Annotated in this window: 27 protein-coding genes; 9 read left to right on the top strand and 18 right to left on the bottom strand. The window is 69.8% G+C overall.

Translation table 11 applies throughout. The features are described 5' to 3' along the window. Positions 1 to 102 precede the first annotated feature (102 nt). Genes ACFRIC_RS16745 through ACFRIC_RS16725 form a run of 5 tightly spaced genes read left to right on the top strand, consistent with a single transcriptional unit; the run spans position 103 to position 3,437 of the window. On the top strand, positions 103 to 444 hold the full coding sequence (locus ACFRIC_RS16745) for an ArsR/SmtB family transcription factor (RefSeq protein WP_382785702.1): 342 nt from the start codon (positions 103 to 105) through the stop codon (positions 442 to 444). Next, positions 441 to 2,159: a SulP family inorganic anion transporter gene (locus ACFRIC_RS16740; protein ID WP_382785700.1), complete on the top strand. Its 1,719-nt coding sequence runs from the start codon at positions 441 to 443 to the stop codon at positions 2,157 to 2,159. The genes ACFRIC_RS16745 and ACFRIC_RS16740 overlap by 4 nt, the downstream gene beginning before the upstream one ends. Then, positions 2,156 to 2,566 carry a pyridoxamine 5'-phosphate oxidase family protein gene (locus ACFRIC_RS16735; protein WP_382785696.1) on the top strand — a complete coding sequence of 137 codons (411 nt, stop codon included), beginning with the start codon at positions 2,156 to 2,158 and terminating at the stop codon, positions 2,564 to 2,566. Before ACFRIC_RS16740 ends, ACFRIC_RS16735 begins: the two co-directional genes overlap by 4 nt. Continuing rightward, positions 2,566 to 2,988 carry an ATP-binding protein gene (locus ACFRIC_RS16730; RefSeq protein ID WP_382785691.1) on the top strand — a complete coding sequence of 141 codons (423 nt, stop codon included), beginning with the start codon at positions 2,566 to 2,568 and terminating at the stop codon, positions 2,986 to 2,988. The genes ACFRIC_RS16735 and ACFRIC_RS16730 overlap by 1 nt, the downstream gene beginning before the upstream one ends. A 59-nt stretch (positions 2,989 to 3,047) precedes the next feature. Further along, positions 3,048 to 3,437: an STAS domain-containing protein gene (locus ACFRIC_RS16725; RefSeq protein WP_382785687.1), complete on the top strand. Its 390-nt coding sequence runs from the start codon at positions 3,048 to 3,050 to the stop codon at positions 3,435 to 3,437. A 361-nt stretch (positions 3,438 to 3,798) separates the two neighbouring features. Here the strand turns inward: ACFRIC_RS16725 and ACFRIC_RS16720 are convergent, their stop codons facing one another. Further along, positions 3,799 to 4,599 (bottom strand): 2-phosphosulfolactate phosphatase, encoded by an 801-nt coding sequence (locus tag ACFRIC_RS16720; RefSeq protein WP_382785684.1) that lies wholly within the window; start codon positions 4,597 to 4,599, stop codon positions 3,799 to 3,801. 432 nt (positions 4,600 to 5,031) lie between these two features. On the opposite strand from ACFRIC_RS16720, the gene ACFRIC_RS16715 reads away from it, so the two are divergent. After that, entirely contained in the window at positions 5,032 to 5,382 is a 351-nt protein-coding gene (locus ACFRIC_RS16715; RefSeq protein WP_382785682.1) for an ArsR/SmtB family transcription factor, read from the top strand. 743 nt (positions 5,383 to 6,125) lie between these two features. Here ACFRIC_RS16715 and ACFRIC_RS16710 read toward each other — a convergent pair. The 5 genes from ACFRIC_RS16710 to ACFRIC_RS16690 form a co-directional block, all read right to left on the bottom strand. Continuing rightward, the gene (locus ACFRIC_RS16710) at positions 6,126 to 6,308 is read right to left on the bottom strand and encodes a DUF6126 family protein (protein ID WP_382785680.1); all 183 of its coding nucleotides are present in this window, start codon (positions 6,306 to 6,308) and stop codon (positions 6,126 to 6,128) included. Positions 6,309 to 6,353: 45 nt separating this feature from the next. Next, on the bottom strand, positions 6,354 to 6,728 hold the full coding sequence (locus tag ACFRIC_RS16705) for an ATP-binding protein (RefSeq protein WP_382785677.1): 375 nt from the start codon (positions 6,726 to 6,728) through the stop codon (positions 6,354 to 6,356). 95 nt (positions 6,729 to 6,823) lie between these two features. Next, positions 6,824 to 7,171 carry an ArsR/SmtB family transcription factor gene (locus tag ACFRIC_RS16700; protein WP_382785674.1) on the bottom strand — a complete coding sequence of 116 codons (348 nt, stop codon included), beginning with the start codon at positions 7,169 to 7,171 and terminating at the stop codon, positions 6,824 to 6,826. Continuing rightward, on the bottom strand, positions 7,168 to 7,347 hold the full coding sequence (locus ACFRIC_RS16695) for a hypothetical protein (RefSeq protein ID WP_382785671.1): 180 nt from the start codon (positions 7,345 to 7,347) through the stop codon (positions 7,168 to 7,170). Before ACFRIC_RS16695 ends, ACFRIC_RS16700 begins: the two co-directional genes overlap by 4 nt. A gap of 580 nt (positions 7,348 to 7,927) precedes the next feature. Beyond that, complete coding sequence (locus tag ACFRIC_RS16690) at positions 7,928 to 8,302, bottom strand: hypothetical protein (RefSeq protein ID WP_382785667.1); 375 nt, start codon at positions 8,300 to 8,302, stop codon at positions 7,928 to 7,930. Positions 8,303 to 9,002: 700 nt separating this feature from the next. Here ACFRIC_RS16690 and ACFRIC_RS16685 point away from each other — a divergent pair. After that, entirely contained in the window at positions 9,003 to 9,539 is a 537-nt protein-coding gene (locus ACFRIC_RS16685) for a DoxX family protein (protein ID WP_382785950.1), read from the top strand. Positions 9,540 to 9,819: 280 nt separating this feature from the next. Here ACFRIC_RS16685 and ACFRIC_RS16680 read toward each other — a convergent pair whose 3' ends face one another. The 12 genes from ACFRIC_RS16680 to ACFRIC_RS16625 all read right to left on the bottom strand — a co-directional run bounded on the left by ACFRIC_RS16680 (position 9,820) and on the right by ACFRIC_RS16625 (position 20,183). Further along, the gene (locus tag ACFRIC_RS16680; protein ID WP_382785664.1) at positions 9,820 to 10,191 is read right to left on the bottom strand and encodes a fic family toxin-antitoxin system, toxin component; all 372 of its coding nucleotides are present in this window, start codon (positions 10,189 to 10,191) and stop codon (positions 9,820 to 9,822) included. Continuing rightward, a complete protein-coding gene (locus ACFRIC_RS16675) occupies positions 10,188 to 10,445 on the bottom strand; it encodes a hypothetical protein (RefSeq protein ID WP_382785662.1) in 258 nt (85 codons plus the stop codon). Before ACFRIC_RS16675 ends, ACFRIC_RS16680 begins: the two co-directional genes overlap by 4 nt. Before the next feature lie 187 nt (positions 10,446 to 10,632). Then, positions 10,633 to 11,100, bottom strand: coding sequence for a lamin tail domain-containing protein (locus ACFRIC_RS16670; RefSeq protein WP_382785659.1), 468 nt, complete (start codon positions 11,098 to 11,100; stop codon positions 10,633 to 10,635). A gap of 735 nt (positions 11,101 to 11,835) precedes the next feature. Then, the gene (locus ACFRIC_RS16665) at positions 11,836 to 12,159 is read right to left on the bottom strand and encodes an STAS domain-containing protein (RefSeq protein ID WP_382785656.1); all 324 of its coding nucleotides are present in this window, start codon (positions 12,157 to 12,159) and stop codon (positions 11,836 to 11,838) included. Positions 12,160 to 12,260: 101 nt separating this feature from the next. Beyond that, positions 12,261 to 12,614: a hypothetical protein gene (locus tag ACFRIC_RS16660; RefSeq protein WP_382785653.1), complete on the bottom strand. Its 354-nt coding sequence runs from the start codon at positions 12,612 to 12,614 to the stop codon at positions 12,261 to 12,263. Then, positions 12,611 to 12,904: a WhiB family transcriptional regulator gene (locus tag ACFRIC_RS16655; protein ID WP_382785650.1), complete on the bottom strand. Its 294-nt coding sequence runs from the start codon at positions 12,902 to 12,904 to the stop codon at positions 12,611 to 12,613. Before ACFRIC_RS16655 ends, ACFRIC_RS16660 begins: the two co-directional genes overlap by 4 nt. Before the next feature lie 255 nt (positions 12,905 to 13,159). Next, a complete protein-coding gene (locus ACFRIC_RS16650) occupies positions 13,160 to 13,687 on the bottom strand; it encodes a hypothetical protein (RefSeq protein WP_382785648.1) in 528 nt (175 codons plus the stop codon). A 98-nt stretch (positions 13,688 to 13,785) separates the two neighbouring features. Beyond that, entirely contained in the window at positions 13,786 to 14,358 is a 573-nt protein-coding gene (locus ACFRIC_RS16645) for a hypothetical protein (protein ID WP_382785645.1), read from the bottom strand. Continuing rightward, complete coding sequence (locus ACFRIC_RS16640) at positions 14,358 to 16,922, bottom strand: type II toxin-antitoxin system prevent-host-death family antitoxin (protein WP_382785643.1); 2,565 nt, start codon at positions 16,920 to 16,922, stop codon at positions 14,358 to 14,360. Before ACFRIC_RS16640 ends, ACFRIC_RS16645 begins: the two co-directional genes overlap by 1 nt. 260 nt (positions 16,923 to 17,182) lie before the next feature. Next, positions 17,183 to 18,577: a hypothetical protein gene (locus ACFRIC_RS16635; protein WP_382785640.1), complete on the bottom strand. Its 1,395-nt coding sequence runs from the start codon at positions 18,575 to 18,577 to the stop codon at positions 17,183 to 17,185. Positions 18,578 to 19,007: 430 nt separating this feature from the next. Then, on the bottom strand, positions 19,008 to 19,166 hold the full coding sequence (locus ACFRIC_RS16630) for a hypothetical protein (RefSeq protein WP_382785637.1): 159 nt from the start codon (positions 19,164 to 19,166) through the stop codon (positions 19,008 to 19,010). Positions 19,167 to 19,358: 192 nt separating this feature from the next. Then, entirely contained in the window at positions 19,359 to 20,183 is an 825-nt protein-coding gene (locus tag ACFRIC_RS16625; protein WP_382785635.1) for a hypothetical protein, read from the bottom strand. A gap of 240 nt (positions 20,184 to 20,423) precedes the next feature. Between ACFRIC_RS16625 and ACFRIC_RS16620 the strand changes: the two genes are divergently transcribed. Both ACFRIC_RS16620 and ACFRIC_RS16615 read left to right on the top strand, forming a co-directional pair. After that, a complete protein-coding gene (locus ACFRIC_RS16620) occupies positions 20,424 to 23,873 on the top strand; it encodes a DNA polymerase III subunit alpha (protein ID WP_382785632.1) in 3,450 nt (1,149 codons plus the stop codon). 5 nt (positions 23,874 to 23,878) lie between these two features. Then, the gene (locus tag ACFRIC_RS16615) at positions 23,879 to 24,958 is read left to right on the top strand and encodes a hypothetical protein (protein WP_382785629.1); all 1,080 of its coding nucleotides are present in this window, start codon (positions 23,879 to 23,881) and stop codon (positions 24,956 to 24,958) included. The last annotated feature ends 19 nt before the right edge of the window (positions 24,959 to 24,977 follow it).

The following is a 24,977-nucleotide window of genomic DNA, read 5'->3' as shown; positions in this document are numbered from 1 at the left end:
GCAATTGGTTAGATGCTGTGTTTGCTGTACTTGCAGGTGGTTGCAGGCGCAGCCCTTTGTGTCTGCCCCGGGTGGGGCGTCGTCCGGGGAAGTCGAGGGGTCGTGTCGGTTCCGCTGTACCAGGCCAAGGCCGAGTTCTTCCGGATGCTCGGGCATCCCGTGCGGATACGGGTTCTGGAGCTGCTTCAGGACGGTCCGCGGTCGGTGCGGGAGCTGCTCGGGGAGATCGAGGTGGGGCCGTCCAGCCTGTCGCAGCAGTTGGCGGTGCTGCGCCGGTCCGGGATTGTCGCCGCCGCGCGGGACGGCTCGACGGTGGTCTACGCGCTGGCCGGCGGGGACGTGGCGGATCTGATGAAGGCCGCGCGCCGGATCCTGACCCAGATGCTGTCCGGGCGCAACGAACTGCTGGCTGAGCTGCTGATCCCCGAGGTCGCGGCGCGATGACCTCGGGGATCAGCCGGGTCCTGGCCCGGATCGCCGCGCTGCTGCCTGCCCGCGGCGACCTAGCGGAGATGGGGCGCAGTCCCCGTCGGGACCTGCTCGCCGGGCTGACGGTGGCGATCGTTGCGCTGCCGCTTGCCCTCGGCTTCGGTGTCTCCTCCGGGCTGGGCGCCGAGGCGGGCCTGGCCACCGCCGTTGTCGCGGGCGCCGTCGCCGCGTTGTTCGGCGGATCGAATCTGCAGGTGTCGGGGCCGACGGGCGCCATGACGGTGGTGCTGGTGCCGATCGTGGGCCGGTACGGTCCGACAGGCGTTCTCACGGTCGGTGTGATGGCGGGCGTGATGCTCGTCGGTCTCGCTGTGCTGAAGGCCGGGCGGTACATGCAGTTTGTGCCCGCGCCGGTCGTCGAGGGTTTCACACTGGGCATCGCGTGCGTGATCGGGCTGCAGCAGATTCCGGCCGCGCTCGGTGTGCCCAAACCGGCGGGCGACCGGGTACTGGTGGTGACCTGGCGGGCCCTCGAGGAGTTCGTGCGGCGCCCGAACTGGACGGCCGTCGCCGTCGCTGTCGCGGTGGCTGTGGTCATGCTCGCAGGCGCCCGGTGGCGTCCGACCGTGCCGTTCTCCATCGTCGCGGTGATCGCCGCCACGGTCGTGGTGCAGGCCGCCGGGCTGAGCGGGGCGAAGCCGATCGGTGAACTGCCCTCGGGGCTGCCCGCGCCCTCGCTGTCCTTCCTCGACCTGGGCTCGCTGGGCTCCTTGCTGGCCCCCGCAGTGGCGGTCGCGGCGCTGGCCGCGCTGGAGTCGCTGCTGTCCGCCTCGGTCGCCGACGGCATGACCGTCGGCCAGCAGCACGACCCCGATCGGGAGCTGTTCGGCCAGGGCCTTGCCAACATCGCAGCCCCGTTGTTCGGTGGCGTGCCGGCGACCGGGGCGATCGCGCGCACCGCGGTCAACGTGCGCACCGGTGCGGGCTCCCGGCTCGCCGCCCTGACTCACGCCGCGATCCTGGCGGTGATCGTCTTCGCGGCCGCGCCTCTCGTCTCGAAGATCCCGCTGGCGGCCCTGGCCGGTGTCCTGCTGGCCACCGCGATCCGTATGGTCGAGGTCGGTTCGCTGCGGGCGATGGCGAAGGCCACCCGCTCGGACGCGCTGATCCTCTTCCTGACCGCCGCCGCGACGCTGGCTCTTGATCTCGTGTACGCCGTCATCATCGGCCTGGTCGTCGCGGGCGCTCTCGCATTGCGTGCCGTTGCCCTGCAGAGGGTCCCGCTCGACCACGGCGACCACACCGCCGAGGAACATGCTCTGCTCGCCGAGCACATCATTGCCTACCGCATCGACGGGCCTTTGTTCTTCGCCGCCGCGCACCGCTTCCTGCTGGAGATGACCGAAGTCGCCGACGTACGCGTGGTGATCCTTCGCATGTCGCGGGTGTCGACCATGGACGCGACCGGGGCACTGGTGCTCAAGGACGCGGTCCACAAGCTGAACCGGCGCGGCATCGTCGTGCTGATCTCCGGGATCAGGCCGGGGCAGCGCCAAGTCCTCGACTCCGTCGGCGTGTTGGACCTTCTGCAGAGGGAGGGCGCCGAGTACGCCACCACCCCTGAAGCGATCCGCGGGGCTCGCGGCCACCTGGAGAGGACCGGGCTCCTTCACACTGCCCGGCAGTCCGCCCGCAACGGCACAGAGACGAGAAAGGAAGGACCCCGATGAGCACCGCTCCCCCCACCGTGCGCCTGGTCGAGGTCTCCGGCGCGGAGGCACTGTGGCTGCTGGAGGGAGCCGCGTTGGGCCGTCTGATCATCGTGCAGCGGGATCTGACCATTGTCCGCCCGGCCCGGCACGTATGGGAGTTCGGGCGGCTGGTGGTGCGCGCCCCCGTGCAGGCTGCAGCGGGCCGGCTGTCCGCGACGTACCACGTGGACGAGGTCCGGGCCGCGACCGGCACCGGCTGGACGGTGACCGTCGCCGGGCCCGCCGAGGTGATCACCGACCCGAACGAGGCCGCCCACTACCGCCGAACCCTCGCCGGCTGGAGCCACGGCCCCCACGATGCGGTCATCCGCATCCACCCCCAGACGGTATCCGGCTTCCGGCTGGCCCCAGAGACGGAGAACTGATGCCTGGGCTGTACGACCTGACCTACCGTCACGTTCTCACCCTGCCCAACGAGCCGTCCGCTGTCCGCCTGTCCCGCCAGACCGCTGAACAGGCCCTGACCGAATGGGGGATCAGCCTGCGCCACCCCGCCATCGACCCGGCGCTGCTGATCCTCAGCGAACTGGTCACCAACAGCGTCCGGCACGCTGTGACGCTCTCCCCCCAGCTCACCGTCATCTACGCGGCCGGCTCCGACTGCCTGGCCTTCGCCGTCCACGACCGCCACCCCCACCAGCCGGCGCTGTACGGCGCCGCGATCGGCACGGGGGCCGGTGGTCTGAGCACCGTCATGGAACTCACCCTCGGCCTGGGCGGCACCGCCGTCGTCCGCGGCGACGCCGACGGAAACGGCAAAAGCATCTGGATCACCCTGCCCCTGTGATCAGCGCCGATCCAGGAGGGCGAGCCGAACAGGCACCACCCACAAGAAGGTTCAGCACCATGACGATCGAATGGCACTACACCGCCGGAGAGGATTTCAGTGTCCTCTCCCTCTCCGGGCACCTCGGACCCGAGGGCGCGCATCGCTTCACCGGTGCCATCGGCTGGGTCCTGGCCCGCGGCACCGGCCCGGTCGTCGTCGACATGAGCGGGCTGCGCAGCTGGTCGGTCAGCGGCCAGCTCGCCGTGATCGAGGCGGCGCGTCGGCTCGGCGCAAGCGGACGCTGCCTGGAACTGGCCGCGATCCCCGCCGACGGCTCCCTCGTCCCTGACGGCAACTGCCCGCCCATCACCATCCACACCGACCTAGCGGCGGCCGTCGCGGAACATGACGTCCACGGCCAGGGCAGTGACGATCAACGGCAGTGGCGCACCAGCGGCTGGCTCTGAATCCCGGCCACTCAGACCGGCATGTGACCGCCTGCCCCGGCCACCCATACCGAGCCGTGGAGGCGGATCGGGGCGGGACCGCCACGGGACTACTCGCCCGGCCCGGAGAGTGAGCGCCCCACGCGCTTCAACACGCCGGTCGGACAGCGGACTTGAGCGGGAACGGTCTGGTGTGGACGGCAGCACCCCTGGGAGACTGTTTTGGCGTGCTCTGCACGCCGGTCCCCGGTCGTCTCATCCCCGTGACGGCCTGGGGCCGTCTGCTTCTTGAGCGGCGTCCGCCAATTGGAACCGGAGATCCGGACCAGCTCCTGACCCCGCGGCGCAACGACCCGGCAGCCACTATCCCGGCTCGTGGGTGTCACGGTGCGTTGGCGGTGAAACCGTGGTCGCCGTCCAGGACTGGTACAACCGGGCAGGTGTCTTCCTCGATGGCGATCGCCACGTCCTCGGCGGAACCCGCCAGGGCCAGCTCACGGCCCGAGACGCTGACGGTGATCGCGTGGGGGATGTCGGCGGTGCATTCACCGCATGCGCGGGCGGCCGCGGCCTCTGCAGAGAGCGGGCCTGCCCCCTGGGCGTGCAGGTCGGAAATGAGCGCGCCGGCACCGAGGAGGTCCTCCAGGGCCGGGCGCAGGCTGCCGTCTGGCCACTGTTCACCCGCGGCGATCACGGCGACCGGCCGCTCGGGGGTGCCGTAGCCGTGCGAGGTGATCCAGCTGCCGACCGCGGTGATGTTGCGAAGACAGGCCGCGATGACCGGTGCGCCGGGCCGCGCGGCAGCGGTGATGGTGCTGGAGACCGGGGAGGGCAGCACCAGGCGGGAGGCGAAGGGCGCCCTGCGCATCTGAGCCACGGACAGGGACCACGACTCGTCGAGTGTGATAGCGCTGCGGGCGCCGGCCAGCCGTGCCCCCGACTGGCGGGCGTAGATGGCGGCAGCCATTTCGGCGCCGGCTCGCTCGGCAGCGGTGGCATTGGCGGGCGGCAGCCAGAACGGCAGAACTCTGCTGCCCGCCTGGACAGCGACGCTCACCGCCGTCGTGAACGACAGCACGTCCACCATCACCAGACAGGCAGCCTCGGCAGCCAGACATCTCGCCCCGGCATGCCCCCACTCGAAACGGATCCCGCTGCCTGACTGCGCCGCCCAGTCGATCATCCCCGCCCCTTCTCCCCTGCCATTTCGAGAAACGTCAGCCCCGGTTCACGTTCGCGGCAGGGGCTTTGGCCCGGCCGCCGAAGGACAGCTTCAGCATGCGAGTCTCGCCACAGCGGGGACACTGTCCGTCCTGGCCGACGGCGCCGGGGCGGCACTTGAGGCGGCACGCGGGGCACGTGAGCCAGACGACGCCCAGACCGTGCAGAGGGGTGATTCGCACTCAAGCCTCCTCACGCAACCTATGGACTTGCTAATATTAGCAAGTCGTGAGGTCGCCACTGCTTGATTCAGGGGACGAGTCCTCGCCCCCGGATTCGGCCCGGCCGCCTTCACGGGCGAAGATGGCGCCATGTTGTTGATGAGTGGGTGGATGCGATGCACCAAGGGCCGACCGGCCCTGTCGGACTGCTGTTCCGGGGAGGCGACGGCGCGATGAGCACGCCGCTCTACCAGCTGAAGGCCGAGTTCTTCAAAACACTCGGACACCCCGCCCGCATCCGCGTCCTGGAACTGCTCAGCCAGCGTGAACACGCCGTCGCGGAAATGCTGCCCGAGGTGGGCATCGAACCAGCGCATCTGTCCCAGCAACTGGCCGTGCTGCGCCGGGCGAACCTGGTGGTGACGCGCAAAGAGGGCTCGACGGTGTACTACTCCCTGACCAGCCCCTACGTGGCGGAACTGCTCAAGGTCGCACGGATCATCCTGTCCGGGGTACTGACCGGGCAGGCCGAGCTGCTCGCCGACCTGCAGGCCGCTCAGCAGGAGGCAGAACCGCCGTCGTAACGACGGCTCTCAGTCGGCGGCCGCCTCCCGGGAAGGTGGACAGCACTCTGGGTGCCGGGGAGGCGGCCGCTCTCCTCAGCCAATCCGGCAACTGAGTCCCGGAAGGATGTCGCAACATCATCCGCGGAAAGGCCTGTTGGACAATTCCCACCGCAACAGCGAGCGCTCATGCGCCTGCTGCGCATGACCAGCCAGACCGGACGGACGGTGAAGCTGGTGCCTCCCTGTCGCCCAAGAGCGGTATCCCGGCCCGAGGGTTCGGCGGTTCGATACAGATGCGCTGCCCCGACGAGCGGGTTGTGCGCGACGAGAGCGAGGGTGGCAGGCTGTGCGAAGGGTATGGCTGCACTGGGCGGGCAACGGCGGGCCGCCGGATTCCCGAACCCCATGCCGCGGGCCGGGCCGCATCTGGCGATGGCTGCGGTCGCGGGCGCGGGAGCGGTAATCACCACTGGCGGTCTACGACACGCAATTCCGCCAGAGGGTCGGAGAGCACAGAGGCCACGCCGATTCGCTGGCCTCGAGGACCCGGATGCAGCCCCGCAACTAGTCTTCGCCCGCGCCCCCGCACGAACTCCCGCGGCCAGGCTCGCACTCCAGCAACCGGACTGCTGCGACAGCAGCAGCAATCTCCCGCGGCCTTGCGGTCCGCCGTGCCCGGACCGGGCCCTCCAGGCGTTTGGCCGCTGGGCGTGGATGGCTCCGGCGCCCCGTCGACTGGCCAGTGGCCGAAGCGCTGTCGGCTATTTGTGCGTGTGGTCGCCCAGGTAGAAGAGCAGCCACACAAACCCGGCGAACAGATGGGTACCGAAGATGTAGAAGCCCGCCCGGATCGCGACGCCGCGCTCGATCCAGCTTTCCCGGTCCTTGGCTGCCTTGCCTTGGCGCTTCCTCTTCGCGGTCCGGTCGGCCGTCCTGTCATCCAACGTGTCGTCTCCCTGTAGTCGGTACGTGCTCACGAAGTCCGGTGCTCATGAGGTCATGGGGAACCGGACGAGGACGGTCTTGCCGTCGTGACCTGCGGCCGCCTCCGCGCTGACCGTGCCGCCGAGCGAGGCGGCGAGCTCGGCCACCGTGAGCAGGCCGGCCCCCATGCCAGCGGGGGTGAGGTCAGGCAGACGTGGCTCGGCATCGGTCACGCTGACGATCAGATGCCCGGCATCGACCGTGATCCCCACGTCCGTGACCGGCGAGCGGGCCGCATGCCGCAGCACGTTGGTGACCAGCTCGCTGACCACGAGCAGCACCGCGTCCGCGAACGCCGAGCCGGGAGCGACCCCGGCATCGGCGAAGTGTCCGGTCACTGCCTCGCGGGCCCGGGTCACCGCCCCGGGTCCCACACGCACCGCGATGATGTGCCGCTGTGCCGGTGACGGCACCTGCTCGACGACCGCCGCGGGCCTGCCCCGATGCCAGGGGGGCCGGGACCTGCCGGTGCCCCTCACCGCACCGGCCCGGAGCCGTGCAGCTCATTCAGCAGGTCCTGCCGGCCGGCCAGCAGCACGGACAGGACCCGTCGCGCCGCTGCGAGCAACTCCGCCACATCGCCGCCCGCCAGCTCGTAGACCACCGTCGAGCCAGTACGGGTGGCGGTGACAATCCCGGAGCGGCGCAACACCGCAAGCTGTTGGGACAGGTTCGAGGGCTCGACGTCCATCGCGGCCAACAAGTCGCGCACTGGCTTCGGGCCGTCCTGCAGCAGCTCCAGGACCCGTATACGTACGGGATGCCCGAGCATCCGGAAGAACTCGGCCTTCGCTTCATACAGCGGAACCGGTACCACGATCACCCTTTCAGGGCCTCTTCGCCGGGATCAACGTCATGCATCCGGGCCAGGCGCAGGGCGTCATCCAGCTCGTCCTGCGCCACGGCCACCTCGTAGGGGCTCTCGGCATCGAGAGCGGCCGCGAGGCTGGCCCGCGCCTTGCGAACCCGCTCCAGCACGGCCTCGACGAACCCGCCCACCCCGGACCACCCCATCCAACCTGCCTGTTAAGGCAACTAGTGAATTGAAGAATTCTTCAAGTCTAGACGACGCCGCCACTCCGTTCCCAGCAGGCTGCGGGTGCACGTGCTGTCCGGCCGACGTGTCTCCGCGCCCGGCCTCGGCTGAGTCCGCCACGGCCAGATTCCGACCAGAGGCCGCGGCGATCACGTGAGCATGCCCGCCGAGCACTCGCACAGCCGCAGCCTCCGCGGACAGCACGCCCGGATGCCTGCCCCTCGGAGATACAGGTCGGAGACGGGTGGTGCTGGCCGTCCAGGACGTCTTCCAGGGCCGGGTATACGCCGGGCGGCAGCGCGGGGTCCTGCCACTTCCACCGCGGATTGATCCGGGTCGGCGTCCTGCGGGAGTCGCTCTGCCCGGTGGCCAGTTGCCCGCCTCCGAGCGGCGACGCCCGGGAGGGCGCCGCCGCGGAGTGTGTCCACCCCGGCCCTCCTCGCTCACGGCCACGCGCATTCACTGTTTGAGATCATGCTGATATGGCGACTTGAAGAAGTCTTCATATTGTGGGCATGCGTGAGCTCCGGGGTTCCGGTTGGCCTAGATTTCCAGTTGCCCCTCGACACGCTTGAGGTGGTGGCGGGCCATCGCCAGGTTCGATCGCGCCCTGTCGAGCACGAGGTAGAGGAACAGCCCGTTGCCGCTGCGTCCGGCGACCGGCCGGATGAGGTGGTACTGATCTTCGAGGGTGATCAGGATGTCCTCGATCTGGCTCTTGAGGCCCAGTTGCTCCATGGCGCGCACCTTCGCGCGGACGACGTCCGTATTGCCAGCGGCGGCGATCGCCATGTCGAGGTCCTTACCCCCTCCCAGTGTCCCCAGTGCCATGCCGCTGGTGTAGTCGACAACGGCCGCCCCCACTGCGCCGTCGGCCTCGGTCATCATTTCCTTCAGCGACACTTCCACACTCGCCATAGCGTCTCTCCTTGGTTGTCGGATGCGCGGGTGGAACGGCAAGGCCGTTCCACCCGCGCAACCGCACCGTATGCTCGCGCCCAAGTCGCCAACGGAGTATCTCCGAGGCTGACATCCAGTGATCGGGCGTGATCGCAAGAGAACCGCCTATCGACTGATCCTGCCGAAATCGCGGGAGAAGGGTCGAAGAGCACCGTGCTCCGCACCACGGCGACAGGCTTAAGACCAGCCCGACGATGAGTCGGGCGGCCGGAAGAGGGCGCCAGTCAACCGGACAGCGGCAGCGAACGAGTGGCTCAACTGACTGGCTTGGAGGCGGGCGAGGCCGGCCCTCATCGCGTTCGGCGGGTGACCGGCGCACGCTGGGGGACAGCTCCCAGGGAGCCGCTCCCTGATTCGGGCCGCCGGGCACGCAACGCACGAAGGCGCCACCTGCCCCAAGGCAGCTGCGAGCCCTCCGCGGGCCGAGCCGCCGTGCCGCCGTGCCGCTGACGGAAGAACCCGGTCGGTTCGGCGTGCCCGAACCCAGCTTGCTCTCACCTTGAGGACCGAGTGCTGCTGGTCTCGCCTGGCTGAAAACGCGGCGCCAGCACCGGACCGGCACTGTGGTTGAGACCTTCGGCCGTACGGCGCCGAAGTTCTTGCCGTGCGATGGTTGAAGCAGCGCCAGTACATCCGCGACCCCGCTGGAGGTACCGCCGTGAGGTGTGCGACTCGTCGAGACCTTGGCCTGCTGGTTCTGCGTCTCGGAGTGGGCAGCCCGCTGATCGCCCATGGAACACAGAAGCTCTTCGGTTGGTTCGGCGGGCCCGGCATCAAGGGCACGTCGAAATTCATGGAGGATCACGGCTACAGGCCCGGCACGTTGAGCGCTGTCGCCGCTGGCGTCGCGGAAGCTGGCGGTGGAGCCCTCCTGGGGCTCGGTCTTGCCACGCCTGCAGGCGGTGCGGCGGTATCGGCCGGCATGGCGGGTGCGGCCGCAGTGCTCGTGCCTCACGGCTTCTTCGGCTACGCGGGGGGCTACGAACTCAACATCATTTACGGCGTAGCTGCCGCCGGCATTGCGTTGACCGGGCCAGGGACGCTCTCCCTGGACCATGCAATCGGGTACCGTCTGGCCCGTCCGTGGATGGTCCCGGCGACGTTCGCTGTCGCCGCTGCCCTGGCCGCTGCGGCTGTGGGGGCACGGCAGGTGCGACTGCACAATTCTCAAAACCCGTCCGAGGCGGATGCCTGACAGCTGTGGGGGCGTCGACACACCCACGGGGACCACTTGGATCTGCGGCGGTCGCGTCAGTGCCCACCGAGTGGTCGCCGGGTGCCGTCGCGGTCCTGCGCAACGTCCGGTGCTGCGCGAACTGGCAACACGGACTGCTCGTCATTGCGCCGTAGTTGACGGCGAAATCCCGGCGCTTACTTCACACCGGTATGCAGCGGATTCTGGAGCCCCGCGCGCCGTCGTTTCGCCAGTCACTGATCCGGCGCGTCTTGAGGCTGGCTCACCAACGGTATGTCAGTCAGGGCTTCCAGGTGCGCAGGAAGGAAGAGATCCGGTCGGTGGTGCAGCGCGGGTTGTTCAATTCGTGGGCAAGTGCGGTGAGCTGTTCGCGGGTGGGGCTGACGGGGATGTTGCTGGCCTCGAGGTACATGACGGCAACGGCGCAGGCAACGGTGAGGTTGGAGCGCTCCAGCCAGCGGCAGCGGCCCAGAGTGTGCACCAGAGCGGCGGCACGGGCGTAGGGGCCGTCGTAGACGGCGGTGTCGAGGAGTTCTCCGCGGTGGCGGGCAACGGCGGCGATGGGCACGCCGTAGTCGTCGGGGGCCGGGTCGCGGTGCCCGGCTCGTTCCGCCACTTCGAGAATCCAGGATTCGTCGACGTGCAAGATCACGCGGCGGCGCCCGGCTGCGGATCGGCGTACGGGGCGTCGAGCTGCTGCTCCAGATCGTCGAGGAAGCTGCCGTGAGTATCGATGAGCCGTTGGGCGGCTGCCATGCCGGCAGCGCGGGCGCCGGTGGTGTCCTCGATGATGAGTCGCTCCACGTAGCGGTTGAAGTCCAGCTGTCGGGCTCGCGCGGCGGCCTGGCCGGCCTCCAGCACATCCGGTTCCAGCCTGACCTGCGTCTGCTTCTTTCCGGTAGTCACACTCGAATGGTAGCAGGGTGGTAGCACATGCGCCGCTGACCGCTGGAACTCATCTCGCCGAAGCCTGCCCGGCCACCACCGTCACCTTCGAACAGGCGCTGTAGGGGGCCCATTGAAACTCTCTCCCGCCCACCAGTGTTCCCCCGGCGAGGAGCGGGCCGGGGGAACACTGGTGGTTCAGGGCTGGTCAGTGGTGGAAGTGGCGGCGGCCCCAGGAAGCATCGTCGATGAAGCGGCCGTGGTCGTTGCGCAGGGTCGCGGTGTCACGGTCGTTGTTCCACACGTAGGCGCGGCGATCCTGGAACAGGTCGGTGCGGCTGTCGCGGCCGATGCCGGTGTGGACGCGGACCGTTGCACGGCCGGCCAGGCGGTAGTGGTCGAAGGTGTAGGTGTGGCCGTCCCGGTCGGAGAGGGTCCAGCCATCCAGGTTCACGCCACGGCGGCTGTTGTTGGTGATCTCCACCCACTCCGCGTTCAAGGAACGGTTGGAGCGGTCGTCACGGCCGGGCGAGTCGTACTGCACGTCGCTGATCTCCACCGCCTGGCGCTGCGGGCGCGGGTCGGCAGCCGATGCCGGAACCGCGAGCGCCGCGGTGATGGCGGCAGCGGTCAGCGCGGCGGCGGTCAGGCGGCGGGCAGACGTGGATACGGTCATCAGGAATCCCCCTGCAATGTGCGGGCACAGCCTCAAAACGCCCTGGTGGGTGCCGGGTTGTGCGGTGTGCGGGTGGCGGCCGACCGGCCGCGCATTCACACTTTGCATCCAAACTCGTCTGAGTGTGAACGCGATCCGGGGGGCGTTACCGATCAACCGCACTGCCGAGACACTTGGATGTAGTAGCCATCCTGTTTGCCGGTGTGCGGAGTTGACGAGCCCTGAGCCTCTGGAGGCTTGCGGCAGTTGGCCATCAGGCACAGTCCGCCAGGTAGCGCCACCCCACCGGGCTGCCCGCCGTCACCCGAAAGTGAGTAACGACTCCAGCTCGCCCATGGAAGCCACCGTCAGGTCAACGGTCGGGGCGTCCCGCCCTGGGGCAGCAAAGGTCACGCAATTCCGGCACTCGTTGCGGGCAGCCAGCCCACGACAGCCAAAGCGTCCAGGTAGCCGTGCACGGATGCGACCCACTGCTCATGCTCGGCCCGTGCCGCCTCCGGCATGCTTCGCCAAGACGCCACCGATGCGGCAACGCCGAAGCAAAGCCGGCCTGTCCCACTGCGTCACACCACGCCGTCTCCGGCCATTCACGGAACTGCGGTCGGACGAGGTGCTCGCCGTGCGGTCGGGGCCATGGGGTCAAGCGTGGGAGAGGGCGAAGGAGACGAGGACAGGCACGACAGCCGAGTGCTTGCCATGAAGGATCGTGTCGCCGCCTGGCGGTTGTGGGCCTGCTCAGGTAGTGAGGGCTTGGGCGAGGGTGGGATAGCAGGCGATGATCGTGTCCAGGCCGACGATTTCGACGACCCGGCGGACCGGCTCGCTCAGGGCCGCCATCCGAAGCTGACCTGCCGCCGCAGCGGCGTCCCGGTTCGCTGCCACCAGGACGTTGATGGCACTGGAGTCCATGAAAGTGACGGCGCCCAGGTCCAGTACCGTCAGTGCTGACGCGAGGTCCTCCCCGACGCGCAAGGCCTGGCCCAGTGTGCCGACGTTGTCGGCATTGAGTTCGCCGGCCACGGCCAGGACACGGATGCCGTCAACGGTTATCACGGCCACGCTGAAGCTCTCCAGCGCCACGGGAGATCGGCCGGATTACCGGGCGGCCCTCACTTCGTTCGTCAGCTGCCGGTGCCGGTGCGCCGCTTGTTGCGCCTGGATCATGGCCGGGTGCACGGCAGTTCGGGGACACGGCTGGTCTGTCCGAGCCAGGTGGCATCGTCCTGGTCGATGTACTCATAGGCGCAGGACCTCTGTGTGGGCGTAGGGCAGGGTGAGCTGGCGGGTGTTGCCGCAGCGGTCGTTCTGGCCCGGGAGGGGACACCGTCGAACAGCGGTTCGTGCTGGGCGGCGCGGTTGCGCAGGGAGCGGACGTGGCTGGCGGTGGTGAACACGGTGGTCCGCTTGCCAGCGCTGTTCGGAAACGCCTTGTGGAGGGCTTTGCGCCACAGGGTGGAGTCGTAGTCGACGTTCTTGCGGTACGGGCCGTCGGCGCGGGTGCCGCGCAGGTTCACCCAGCAGCCCGCTGGTCGTGCTCGGCCCGCGCCACCTCCAGCAGGCTTCGCCAGGACGCCACCGCGGGGCGGCGCCGCAGCAGGGCTCGCCGGTCCCGCTCCGTCGCTCCACCCCAGATGCCGTGCTCGATTCGGTTGTCGAGCGCGAAGGACAGGCATTCCAGCCGCACCAGGCAGCCAGCACACAGCGCTTTCGCCCGGTGCTGAGCCGCACCCTCGACGAACAGCTCGTCCGGATCAGCGGTCCGGCACAGGGCCCGCTCGCCCCAGTCACCGTCGTCTTCGACCATCGTGGTGCTGCCCCCCCCGATCCGGCCTCCCCACCCCCTGGGACAGGCACAGTCCGGGCACGGTACGACACTTTCCCAAAGCAGGGGACCACTTCGAGTCCGGCGGACAGCCTCGTTTCCAGAACCTGTACCGCAAGCAGGAAGGCCCGAAGCCGTCACTGGCTCCATCGGGGCCCTCTGCGGCGCGCACCCCGGGGCGTACTGGGCTACGCGCTGCCCGCGGCACCACCCCGGGGACGCGGTGAGGGCAAGGTCTCATGAGCGCTGATCGCGGCGAAGGCGGGCGTTGCCGACACGGCATTCGCGGACGGTATGGCGCAGGACCAACACGTCGGCCGAGACGCGCTTGCGGTCCTGGCCAAGGTCGATGGCTTCCAGAGCCTCGGCTGCCGCGACTTGTGTGGCGCGCGGCAGCCTGTCGTCGGCGGCCATCAGGTAGGCGGCCGTACGTCGGGCCTGGCGCTCCTCAGGGCTCACGCCCGCCGATGTCAGCGGAAACACGGCGGCCTCGTACAGAGTGACTGCCCGCAGCATGGCCTCCGCCGTCAGCTCCATGCGCACGTCGTCATCCTGGAGAGAGCTCATGATCTCCTGCATGGAGAGGTCACACAGCAAGATCGAGATGCGCACGCTCAACAGAAGCGTGCAGGCGGCCGCGAAGGCGCCCGCCGTTGCACCCCAGACACCGCCAACGCAGAAGCCCGCGTAGCCGCCACCGCCCGTCGTGCAGCCGATGAGCAGCGCCAACGCCGCGTACAGGCCGGTACGGCGCGTCATTTTCATGTCGGCGAGTATGCCCGTGACAATGATCAAGTTCCGGATCTGCGGTAGGTCAGGTCCAGCTGCCCTGATCTCCTACGCGGATCCTGTCGGCTGATGCGCTACCTGAGCTCGACGGCGTAGGAGTCGCCGCTGAACTCCCAGCCGTCGGTGCCTTCGCCGATGTCGGCGACGATGATGTCGTCGATGAAGCGGTCTTCGAAGTCATCGTCGCGCAGGTCGCCGGCCACCCAGAGCCTCTCGATGTCGCTCCAGTCGCCGCGGCGGCCGTCGATGCGCAGCGGGGCGGCGCGGCGGGTGCCGCGTTCGCGTTCGTCGTTGCCGGTCTTGACCAGGCCGCTGATCTCGAACTGGCCGTTCTTGACGTGGTCGGGGATGGGGTCGGCAGGGACGATGGCGACGTTCTCGTAGGCGGTGTGGATGAGATCGCGGTAGCTGCGACGGACGTTGTACTCCGGATCCGACAGCCACTTGAACAAGGTGTCGGGCCGGACATCGAGGCCGGCGCTCTCCAGGGCCTCGTAGCCGCGGCGGGTTCCGGTGAGCTGGCTGAGCTGGGCGTGCCAGTGTTTGGCGCTGTAGGTGGACAGCCGGTGGCGTGGGGTGACTTGGGCACGCAGGAGGTCGTTGAGGGCGGCGCCGAGGGAGGTGCCGCGCCCGGTGGGCCCGGCCATCAGTCGTCACCTTCGGGGATGAACTCGCCGCGCTGGATGAATTTGGCTTTGACTTCGCCGAAGCCGGTGCCGATGCGGTAGGTGTCGGGCGGAATCTGGTCGGGGGTCCAGAAAACGGCGGCATCGACGTTGCGCAGGGCGATCAGGGTGTGGCCTTCCTGGACGGCCTTGAAGGCCGCCATCCAGTGGCGGACGGAGGCTTCGGCGACCATGCTCATGCGCCAGTCCGGCCGCCAGAACGGGGAGCGCTGCTCTGCCCGCTTGGGCCACAGGAGGCGCAAGGCGATGGACAGGCGGGTCTTGTAGTTCTTGTACGGTTCCCCGCCGACCTGGACGAGGTCGGCGCGGGCCTCGCGCGCCGCGGTGTAGAAGGGCTTGAACAGCGACTCGTTGGCCCTGCCGGTCCAGGAGTCGTGGATCCTCACCCGCTGGGTGAGGTGGCCGTCGCGGTGCAGGCGTTCCAGCTGCTTGATGTGCGGGGTGCTCACCCACACCCGGCCCTGCTCGTCGGTCCGGTCGATGAGCTGTCCGAGCGGGTGCGGCATGCCCGGGACGTTCCACTCCGGGATGTCGATGAGGTAGATGCCGGCCTGGCCCTTGTCGAAGGCGTTCAGGGGGCCGGTGTGCAGGAGCTTGTTTGGGGCCAGCGGAACGGCTGAGCAGGCGGAGGGGTAGGAGCCGTTGCGGTCGATCAGGCACATCAGCCCGTCTCCGAAGGAGGGGGGTACGTCGAGCTGGTCGCGGCGTACCCGCTTGCCGTTGTCCCGGATGTGGGCGACGCGGGTGCTGGTGACATCCGGGTGGACCCACTTCGGTTCGCCGGACATGTCCTCACTGATCAGCGGCCACGGCCCGCTCTCCCGGTCCTCGGTACGGATGACCGGGATCGGGTGCATCTTCGAACGCTTCACCGCGTCCTTGAGGATCTTCAGACCGGGGAAGACGGCGCCCTCCGGCTCGTCTTCCTCATCTCCGGGTGCCAGGCCGTCATCGTCGTCCCGCGCCGCCTCCTCGTCGCCTTCGCCTCCGGCGGTGGCGTCGACCACGGCCAACGGGGCGCCACTGGCCGCGGCTTCGGCCGGCGGCTGGGTGGTTGCAACGGCAGGGACAGCGGCGTTGTAGGCGTGCAGTGCTGCGGTGAGACGCCGTCCCTCGGCACTGTCGGGTGTCCGCACTCCGGCCGCAGCCATCGCCTTGAGCTGGGTGTGGAGTTCGTCCAGGTCTTTCACCTGGCCGCCTGCGAGCGCCGTGCGCAGGGCTGCGAGCAGGTGGGCCGCCTCTGCGGCCAGTCCCTTGATTGCCCCGGAGGTGAAGGGCAGGGCGGCGTCGGCCAGTTCGCGGTCGGCCGCAGTGCCCACGCTGTCCGGCAGACCACTGTCGGCCTTGGCAGTGGTGGTCCCGGGGGGCGCGGGCGTGGTGTCGAGGAAACGGGCGTGGGCGAGGTCGGGGCGCAGGCTGGTGCTGGCGATGATGCCCAGGTCGCGTTCGGCGACGGTCACGGTCGTCACCTGCTGGCCGGGCGCGGTGGTGAGGGTGAGGATGACGTCCGCGTCCAGGAGGTTCACGATGGCCGGGTCGTCGGTGTCCAGGACCGCGATGACCGGTACGTGCTGGGTGCGGGCCAGTTCGCGCAGGATCTGGCTGGCTTCGGGAAGGTGTTCCCCAGACAGCGGCAGGCGCGGATTGCGGGCCCGCTGCAACCGGTCCACGACCACGAGCGCCAGACCGCCGTCAAGCGGCGCCGTGTCCGCAGCGGTATCGGCGATGGCCTCGGCGGTCAGGTCGCTGCCGTCGTCGATGAGCAGCGGCGCGTGGCGCAGCCGCTCAACGACCTGCTTCTCGTCCTCGGTGAGGACGCCGGTCTTGAGACGGGCGTAGTCGCCACCGGCCTCCGCGGCGATGATGCGGCGCGTGATGTCCGCGCTGCTCGGGCCCGACGCCGCGTACAGGACGCGGGCGCCTCGAGCGAGCGCGGTACGGGCGGCAGCGAGACCGATCAGGCTGCCGCCCACTTGAGGTTCGGCCGCGACCAGGACCAGCCGGCCCGGGTGCAGGCCGCCGGTCGCCTCATCCAGGCTGGCGAGGCCGAAGGAGAGGCCGGGGGCAGAGCCGGAGGAGAGGACGTCGCCAATGGCGTCGCCGAGGGTGGCGAGGCGGCGGCCGCGCTCACGGGTGGGAGTGGGCTGGCTGGTCACCGCACCTCCTGCGGGCGCCACGCCCGAAGGCACGGCCGGGTCGGATGAGAGGGCAATTGCGTTGGCGTCGGCGGGGAGCAGGACCGCGACAGGCGTGCTGTTCCGGCGGAGGACTTGAGGCTCGCCGACGGCCGCCCGGCTGATGAGGGTGCCGAGGTCCTTCTGCGCCGCGCTCAGCGTCCAGGTGGGGAAGGCGCCTGCCTTCCGGGCGGCAGGGAACCGGTCCAGCGGGGCCAGCAGGACGCGCTCGTCCCGCTTGTGGATCAGCGTCGTGATCCCGTCGTCCTCGGCGCTCTTGACCAGGCTGTACAGATCTCTGCGGGCGTCACTGACGTTCATCGCGTTCTCTGCCTGCGGTGGCTGGCTCACTCACCCTCCCGATAGTCAACTCCCTTCAAGAATACCCGAATCCACTCACCCGCTGGGCCAAAGTCACACATTCTTCGAATCAATCTCACTCGTTTATGTGACTTCTCGGAGTGGGTTGACGGTCCGACTACTCTCAGGCCGCCAGCCGTGCGACACGGCGGAGGCCGAGGCCACCTCCTGGCCCCGGCCTCCGCCTCACACCGCCCGCAGACGGGCGATCACGCATGCGCCCGAGGACCGGTCAGGCCCCATCGGGGTGACTACGCTCCTCGGCTCGGTTCCTCGTTGTAGGCCAGGTGCCCGGAAGCGGAGTACGCCGTGCCCAGAACTCCCGCGAGCTGCACTGCCGTGACGGACGAGCCGGTGTACCGCCGGGCATCGACCTCGTTCCGCTCCTCCTGCGCCGAGACCTTGAGCAGAGCCAAAGCCGCCCGCATCTCCCCCGCGCAGCGGGTGAGGAAGCTGTAGATCCGGTAGGCCTCCAACGGGTATTCGATTCCCTGCTGCTGGAGGTCGGCAGCGAGGACGGCCAGGAGGTAGTCGGCGCCCGGCCCCTCGTCGTGTGTCGGCTGCTCGATCGTGACGTCACCGGCTTGGCCGAGTTCTCCGGCGAGTTGCTCGGCGGCAATGGAGGCGTCGGTGTGGCGCTGGAGCACGCGGTCGAGAGGCTCACCGCGGTAGTCGGTCATCAGGAGCCCCTGCTCCTGGAGCTCCTTCAAGGAGTTCCTCAGGAGAGTGAGGACCGTCTTCAACTCCCCTGCGCTGCGGGTGAGGAGAGCGTAAACGCGGTGCGCTTGAGCCGGGTGCTCGATCCCCTGATGCTGGAGGCTGGCGACGAGCTCGACGAAGGCGCGGGCAGCATTCTCCGCGTTCTCGGTGATGTCGCCGGTGCGCTCGCTCATGGGGACCAGGTTCTCCTTGCTGGGGTGGCGGGGCGCAGACGGTTGAAGACCACGCGGCTCGGCGGGACGGGCCGTGGGAGCGTCGCCGTACTCGAGACGGTCATGGGTGCGGCGAAGGGCTGCAAGGGAACTGTCCGGTTGAGGGTGTCCGGTGCGGCCGGGGGCGGCGCCGCTTCCGTTCACGGCGGCGGTGACAGGAGTGTCGGCCCAGGGAAGAGCGCGCGCGAGGTTCTCGCGGCGGATGAGGTCGGGATACAGCCGGCCGTAGGAGGCCCACAAGTCCAGCGCCTCATCGAGGAGCAGTGCACGGTCAGCCGGCGTCATCCGCTCGACCGTCTCTGTCAACAGCCGGGCGTCGCCCGCGTGCAGGCGGACGTGTTTGACGAGGAAGTAAAAGATCCGGACGGGCCTGGCGGCAGGGCTGTCCGCGTTCGGCTCCTGGATCACGCGCAGGTTGTAGATGGCCGCTGCTGTCATCGCGAGCACGACCGGGTCCTCGTCGAGGAGCTTCGCGATGAGGGATTCCCGGCACGGTGTGCACCGCTCGATGCACGCGCCGATCAGCGCGGCCGCGGTCCTCATGTCCGGCGCACTCGCCACTCCCCATCGGGTGGGGTCGGCCGGCTGGAGGTTCTTGCCGGACGGACCGCTGTCGTGCTGATGGAGGGTGCCGGCGTTGGCGGAGGCGAACGCCGCTCCCCTGGCCCGGCTCTTGTTGCGCGCCCGGCTTTTGCGGCCGTGGCTCTTGGTCATACGGCTCTCGTTTCCCGCGCCCCGGCCCCATGACCCGATGCGCGCGACGAAGAGCAGCATGCGGAAGGCTTCAACAGCTTGGCAACCGTTGGGAGTTGGTGTTCGTCTCGCACTGATGCGCACAGTCCGGACCCGTCGTACGGGACCCGCGGGCACCTCTGCCGCCATGCGCCCCGGTCATGGGCCGGGCCACTGGCTTGGGCCTATGCGCCGGCCACTGCCCCGCACCCTACCGCCCTGCGTCCGGGCCCGGGACCCGATGGCCGAAGACACCCAGAACCGTTCCTAGCTGCCGTCCGTGGTCAGCGCCGTGGCCGCGAGACCGACCCCGTCGGCGGCCCAGGGACGGGGCTGTACAGCCATAGGTGCGCCCTCCCACGGCAGTTCGTCGTCCTCGGCGCGTTGTTCAACAGCATGACGCCCCCGACTGTCAGAGCCGGGCCGGGCCCTGCTGTGGGGCCACTTCGCGCGGCGCCGCAGTGGTGAGCGCGATGACCCCGGCGGTGGCCCGCGGGTCGTCGCGCGGCTCGTAGATGATGTCGAGCATCCCTTCCCGGCCGGTCGGGCCGTGCGGGACCTGCTCAAGCACCCGCTGGACGGTCGCCCGGGCCCGGCCGCCTGGTCCTCGACGTTGCGCAGTTCCTCGTCGAGCCCCGTGCCGAACAGGGTGCGCTGCTTCTCGGCGGTCGTCAGGACGGTGGGGGCGTCGGCACTGCGTGCAGGGCGGGCAGTCCGTCGTGGTCCTCGTTCCGGCGGCGTGGCTCTTGGCCGGGCCACCCCCTCACGCGCTGGTGCTGCGCACGTTCCGCAGCAGTGCGCCGGTCATCGCCAGCAGCGTCTCCGCCTCGGCCCGGTCGTACGTGAAGGTCTTGGTGACCGCGTCGTTGTGCAGGGCGCCGCAGGTCTGGCTGTACAGGGCGTCCTGGATCCGCCACCAGCGTTCGGCCTGATTGCACTGGCTGCCCAGCTTCTTCGACCCGGGGTTTTCCCAGCCAGCATTCTCCCGGACCCACTCCAGCGCCCGCCTGACCTCCAAAATCGCCCCCCGCACCTCACCCACGGTCAGCAGCCGCTGTGCCTCCCGCAGCGTCCGTCCGACCTCATCCCGCTCCGGATCACCGAGCGGGTACGGCACGGCCATCTCGAACGCCGCGGACGGCCCCAACTGCACAAGCTGCTGCTCCCACCGGCTCTTGGCGATGGTGACGTACTCCGTGACCTGGGCGCTCCCCGGGTAACCGGGAGCCTGCGGCAGGGTCGCATTGAGGTCGATCTCGAACCGGACGTCGCCAGTGCGGCCCTCTTCGATCGCGTGGACCTGCAACGACGTCAGCGGGAACGACAGGTTCACACGGTGGACAGTCACCTTCGGTGTGTACGCCAGGTTTGCCGTGGTCCGGGCGAGCCGGGAGCGCTGCCCCCTCGTGTCGAAGCCGAACAGGTCCGCCTCCAGGGCGAGGATCTTCCCGGCCTGAACGAAGGGCGACACTCCGACGGCCACCTGGAGGCTCAGCTCGTGGGCGCCCAGAGCGCGCTGTAGCCGCGTCTGGTCGTTGCTGACCGCTGCGGTGAACCGGATGTCGTCGTCGAAGCGGAGTTCCTGCATAGCTCCCCCAGAAAAGGCGTGCTGATCACCCGATTCTGCCGGGTGGGCTACCGCAGCACTGCCGTTTTCCCAGGTCTGCAGGCTCCATCCCGCAGACCCGACAGGCCCGGCCCCCTCGGGCTGGCGAACGGATGTGGCGGCACGCGGGCAGCACCGCATCACGACTTCGAACAAACTTTCGGTTATGGTGAGACGTCTGAAGGGACACCGGTAACGGGGAGGACACACGAGAGTCAGGAGGTGCGCGGTGGTGGATTTACTCATCTGCACGTCGCTTCCGGCTATGCGGCCCGATACGGGGCAGCCCTCCCCGGGGCCCTGGTCCAGCGCGCCGCCGAGCGAGGGATGACGGCGCTCGCTCTCACCGACCGCGACACTGTCGCGGGGACGGTCCGCTTCGCCGCGGCCGCCGGCATCCGGCCCGTCTTCGGAGTCGACGTCGCTGTCGCCCCGCTCACCCTTCCCGGCCCCGGCGCCGGACGGCCGCGTACGCCTGTGCGCGGCGGCGCGCACGTCATCGAACCGCCCCTGCGGATCACCCTGCTCGCGCAGACCGCGGCCGGGTGGGGGCGGCTGTGCCGCCTGGTGTCCGCCGCGCACGCCGAGGCCGACGGCGCGGCGCCTGTCGTGTCCTGGCCCACGCTGCGCGCGTACGCCGATCAGGACCTGGTGGTACTGCTCGGCCCGGCCTCCGAACCGGTGCGGGCCCTGTCCGCCGGCCGTCTCGACGTGGCCGAACAGCTACTGGCGCCGTGGCGGGAGCTGGCGGGTGACCGGCTGCGGCTGGAGAGCGTGTACCTGGGTCGGGAAGGAACCGGGGCCGGCTCGCTGCGGCTGGCGGCGCGCACCGTGGGCCTGGGAGACCAGCTCGGTGTCCGGACAGTCCTGTCCAACGCGGTCCGCTACGCCGATCCTGGGCAACGCCCGCTGACCGATGTCCTCGACGCTGCCCGTCTGCTGCGGCCCATCGACCGCCGCCAGGTGGACGGCGGCGAGCGGTGGCTGAAGGGCCCCGAGATGATGGCCGCGGCCGCCGCGCGGATCGCCCAGGCTGTCGGGGGTGAGCGGGCCCGGGCGGCGCGCCTGCTGGCCGAGACCGAGGCCACCGGCCAGTCGTGCACCCTCACCCCGGCCGAACTCGGTCTGGGGCGGCCGCACTTTCCCGAACCGTCCGTGGTGGGCGCCGGACCCGAGCCGGGCTCGGCGATGGGGCTGCTGCGGCAGCGCTGCGAGACGGGGATGGCCGCCCGCGGCCTGGACCGCGATGAGCCCGCCGTCCGGCAGCTGGAGTACGAGCTGGACGTCATCGGCCGGCTGGGGTTCCAGGGCTACTTCCTGGCCGTCGCCCAAGTCGTCGCGGACACCCGCAGCCTGGGGATCCGAGTCGCCGCGCGCGGGTCGGGCGCCGGCTCGATGGTCAATCACTCGCTGTTCATCGCCACGGCGAACCCGCTGGAGCACCGGCTGCTGTTCGAACGCTTCCTGAGCGAGCGGCGTACCTCGCTGCCCGACATCGACCTGGACGTGGAGTCCGAGCGGCGCCTGGAGGTGTACGACGCGATCATCAGCCGGTTCGGGCGGGAGCGGACCGCGGTCACCGGCATGCCCGAGACCTACCGGGCCCGGCACGCACTGCGCGATGCCGGCCTGGCGCTCGGGCTGCCCCCGCAGGTGGTCGGTGAGATCGCCAAGAGCTTCCCGCACATCCGGGCCCGGGACATCCGTAGTGCCCTGGCCGAACTGCCGGAGCTGCGGCAGCTCGCCGCCCAGGCGGACCGGTTCGCTCCGCTGTGGGAACTCGCCGAAGGCCTGGACGCGCTGCCCCGCGGGTACGCCATGCACCCCTGCGGCGTCATCATCTCGAACGCGTCGTTGCTGGACCGGGTCCCGGTGCAGCCGACCCCGGCCGGCTACCCCATGCTTCAGGCCGACAAAGAGGACGTCGAGGCGCTGGGCCTGCTGAAACTCGACGTGCTGGGCGTACGGATGCAGAGCTCGATGGCCCACGCGGTCGCCGAGATCCACCGGACGACGGGACGGGCCCTGGATCTGGACAACCCCGATCACGTCGACCTCGACGATCCGCTGGCGTTCAAAATCATCCAGGCTTCCGACACCGTCGGCCTGTTCCAGCTCGAAAGCCCCGGCCAGCAGGACCTGGTCGGGCGTCTGCAGCCCCAGCACATGCAGGACGTGGTCGCGGACATCTCGCTCTTCCGGCCCGGCCCGGTCAAGGGCGGAATGCCGGCGCTCTTCATCGCCGCCCGGCACGGAGCCGCCCCTCGGTATCCACACCCGGATCTGGAGCCGGTCCTCAACGACACCTACGGCGTCGTCATCTGGCACGAACAGATCATCGCCATCCTCACCACCCTGACCGGCTGCGACCGGGCCGCCGGCGACGTCGCCCGCCGGGCCCTGGCCGACCCCGACCGGCTGGCGAAGGTCGAAGACTGGTTCCGCCGCACCGCCGGCGAACGCGGCTACACCAAGGACGTCCTGGACGAGGTGTGGGAAACCGTCTCCCAGTTCGGCGCCTACGGCTTCTGCCGCGCGCACGCCGTGGCCTTCGCCGTCCCCGCCCTGCAGTCCGCCTACCTCAAAGCCCACTACCCAGCGTTCCTGTACGCCGGGCTCCTCGAGCACGACCCCGGCATGTGGCCGATGCGCGTCATCGTCGCCGACGCCCGCCGCCACGGCGTCCCGGTCCTGCCCGTCGACATCAACCACTCCTCAGCACAGCACCGCGTGGAGAAGACCAACGAGAACTGGGGCGTACGGCTCGCCTTCTCGACGGTGAAAGGCATCAGCGACGCCGAGACCAACCGACTGGTCGCCGGGCAGCCGTATACGGGCCTGCAGGATCTGTGGCAGCGGGCCCGGCCCTCCCTGCCGCTCGCGCAGCGCCTGATCCGCATCGGTGCGCTCGGACCGCTCGCCGGTGACCTGACACGGCGCGACCTGCTGTTGCAGGCCACCGAGCTGCACCGGCAGTCCCGCAACCGGGCGGCAACCGACGGGCAGCTCCCGCTCGGCGGGGAGCTGGTGACCGCGGAACCCAGCGGCCTGCCGGAGATGACGGGCCGGGACAAGCTCGGCGCGGAACTGGAGACCCTGTCGATCGACGTCACCCACCACCTCATGGACCACCATCACCGTCTCCTGCGCGAGCTCGGCGCGACCGACGCCGCCCACCTGCGCGCGATGGTCCCCGGCCAGAGCGTTCTCGTCGCCGGTGTACGCGCCTCCACCCAGACCCCGCCGATCCCCTCGGGCAAGCGAGTGATCTTCGTGACGCTCGAGGACGGCTCGGGCCTCGTGGACATCGCATTCTTCGAGGACTCCCACGAGGCCTGCGCCCACACCGTCTTCCACAGCGGACTCCTGCTGGTCCGGGGCACCGTCGAAGCGCGAGGCCCCCGGCGCACCGTCGTCGGCACGATGGTCTGGGACCTGGAAGAGGTGGCAGCCACCCGCCGCGACCACGGACCCCAGGCCGCCCTCGACCTCCTCGGCCGCCACTCCCCCGCCCCCACCCCCGCCCAGCCGGCCACGCCGGCGCCCCAGCGCACCCTCACCGACGGCACCGCGGGCGCCCGGCTTCATCCGTACGCCGATCTCCAGCCCGCCGGAACCCGCGCAGCAGACCTGCGCCGGCTCGGCCACCGCAGCCAAGGAAGCGCAGGGTGAACGCCATGAACGGAATCGGGAACGGCCGCACCATCGTCCACCTGCGGTTCGAGCTGCCGCCCGGCAAAGACGTCGAGCTGATGGAGCAGCTGCGCCGCCTGCTGGAGACCATCACACCGCGCGTGCAGTTGATCGAACCGGACGGTGCCGCTCTCGACATGACCGGCTCCCTCCCCTACTTCCAGCGCGACGCCCGCAGCCTCACCGAAGTCATCCAGCTCCGCGTCCTTGCCCACTTCGGCGTACGCAGCGCAGCGGGCACTGCGCCGAGCCGAATGCTCGCCGCCATGGCCTGCGCGCTCACCGGGCCCAGCCGGCGGACCGTCATCGACGACACCCCCGAAGCCATCACCAACTTCCTGCGGACCCGCCCGGTGAGAGAACTGCCCGGCGTGGGCGCGAAAGCGGCCACGACACTCGCGGACTACGGCCTGCACACCGTCGGCGACGTCGCCGACATCCCCCAGGTGACCCTGCAACGCCTCCTCGGCGCCCGCCCGGGCCGCACCCTGCACGAACGCGCCCACGGACACGACACCACCACCGTCGACCCGACCCCCACGCCAGCCAGCATGAGCAGCGAGCACCGCTTCGAACGCGACGAACTCGATGCGGCCCAGCACCGGCGCGCCCTGCTCGCCCTCGCCGACGACCTCGGCGCCCGCCTGCGCACCTCCGGGCAGATCGCCACCGGCGTGACCTGCACCGTCCGCTACGCCGACGCGAGCTCCACCCGCCGCAGCCGCACCCTGCCCGAAGCCACACAGCACACCGTGCTCCTGGCCCGCACCGCCTACGCGCTGTACACATCCCTCGGCCTCCAGCGAGCGAGGGTCCGGAGCATCGCCCTGCGCGCCGATGCCCTGCGCCCCGACGACCGGGCCAGCCGACAGCTCACCCTCGACAACAGCGACGACAAGCCGCTCGTGATCGAAGCCGTCACCGACCGCGCCCGCGCCCGGTACGGGCACAACGTGCTCTACCCCGCCGCCCTGGCGATCGGCACGTCACCGCCAGCGGGACATCGCCAAGCTGCGCAAGCACCCCGGCAGCGCCCTGCCGGGGGTTCCCGCACCGGCACGTAGTGGAGTTGCGGTCCCTGGG

Source organism: Streptomyces sp. NPDC056738, from assembly GCF_042790435.1.
Taxonomy (GTDB): domain Bacteria; phylum Actinomycetota; class Actinomycetes; order Streptomycetales; family Streptomycetaceae; genus Streptomyces.
Note: the sequence above shows the minus strand (reverse complement) of the source record. Positions and strands in the feature narration are given on the sequence as shown.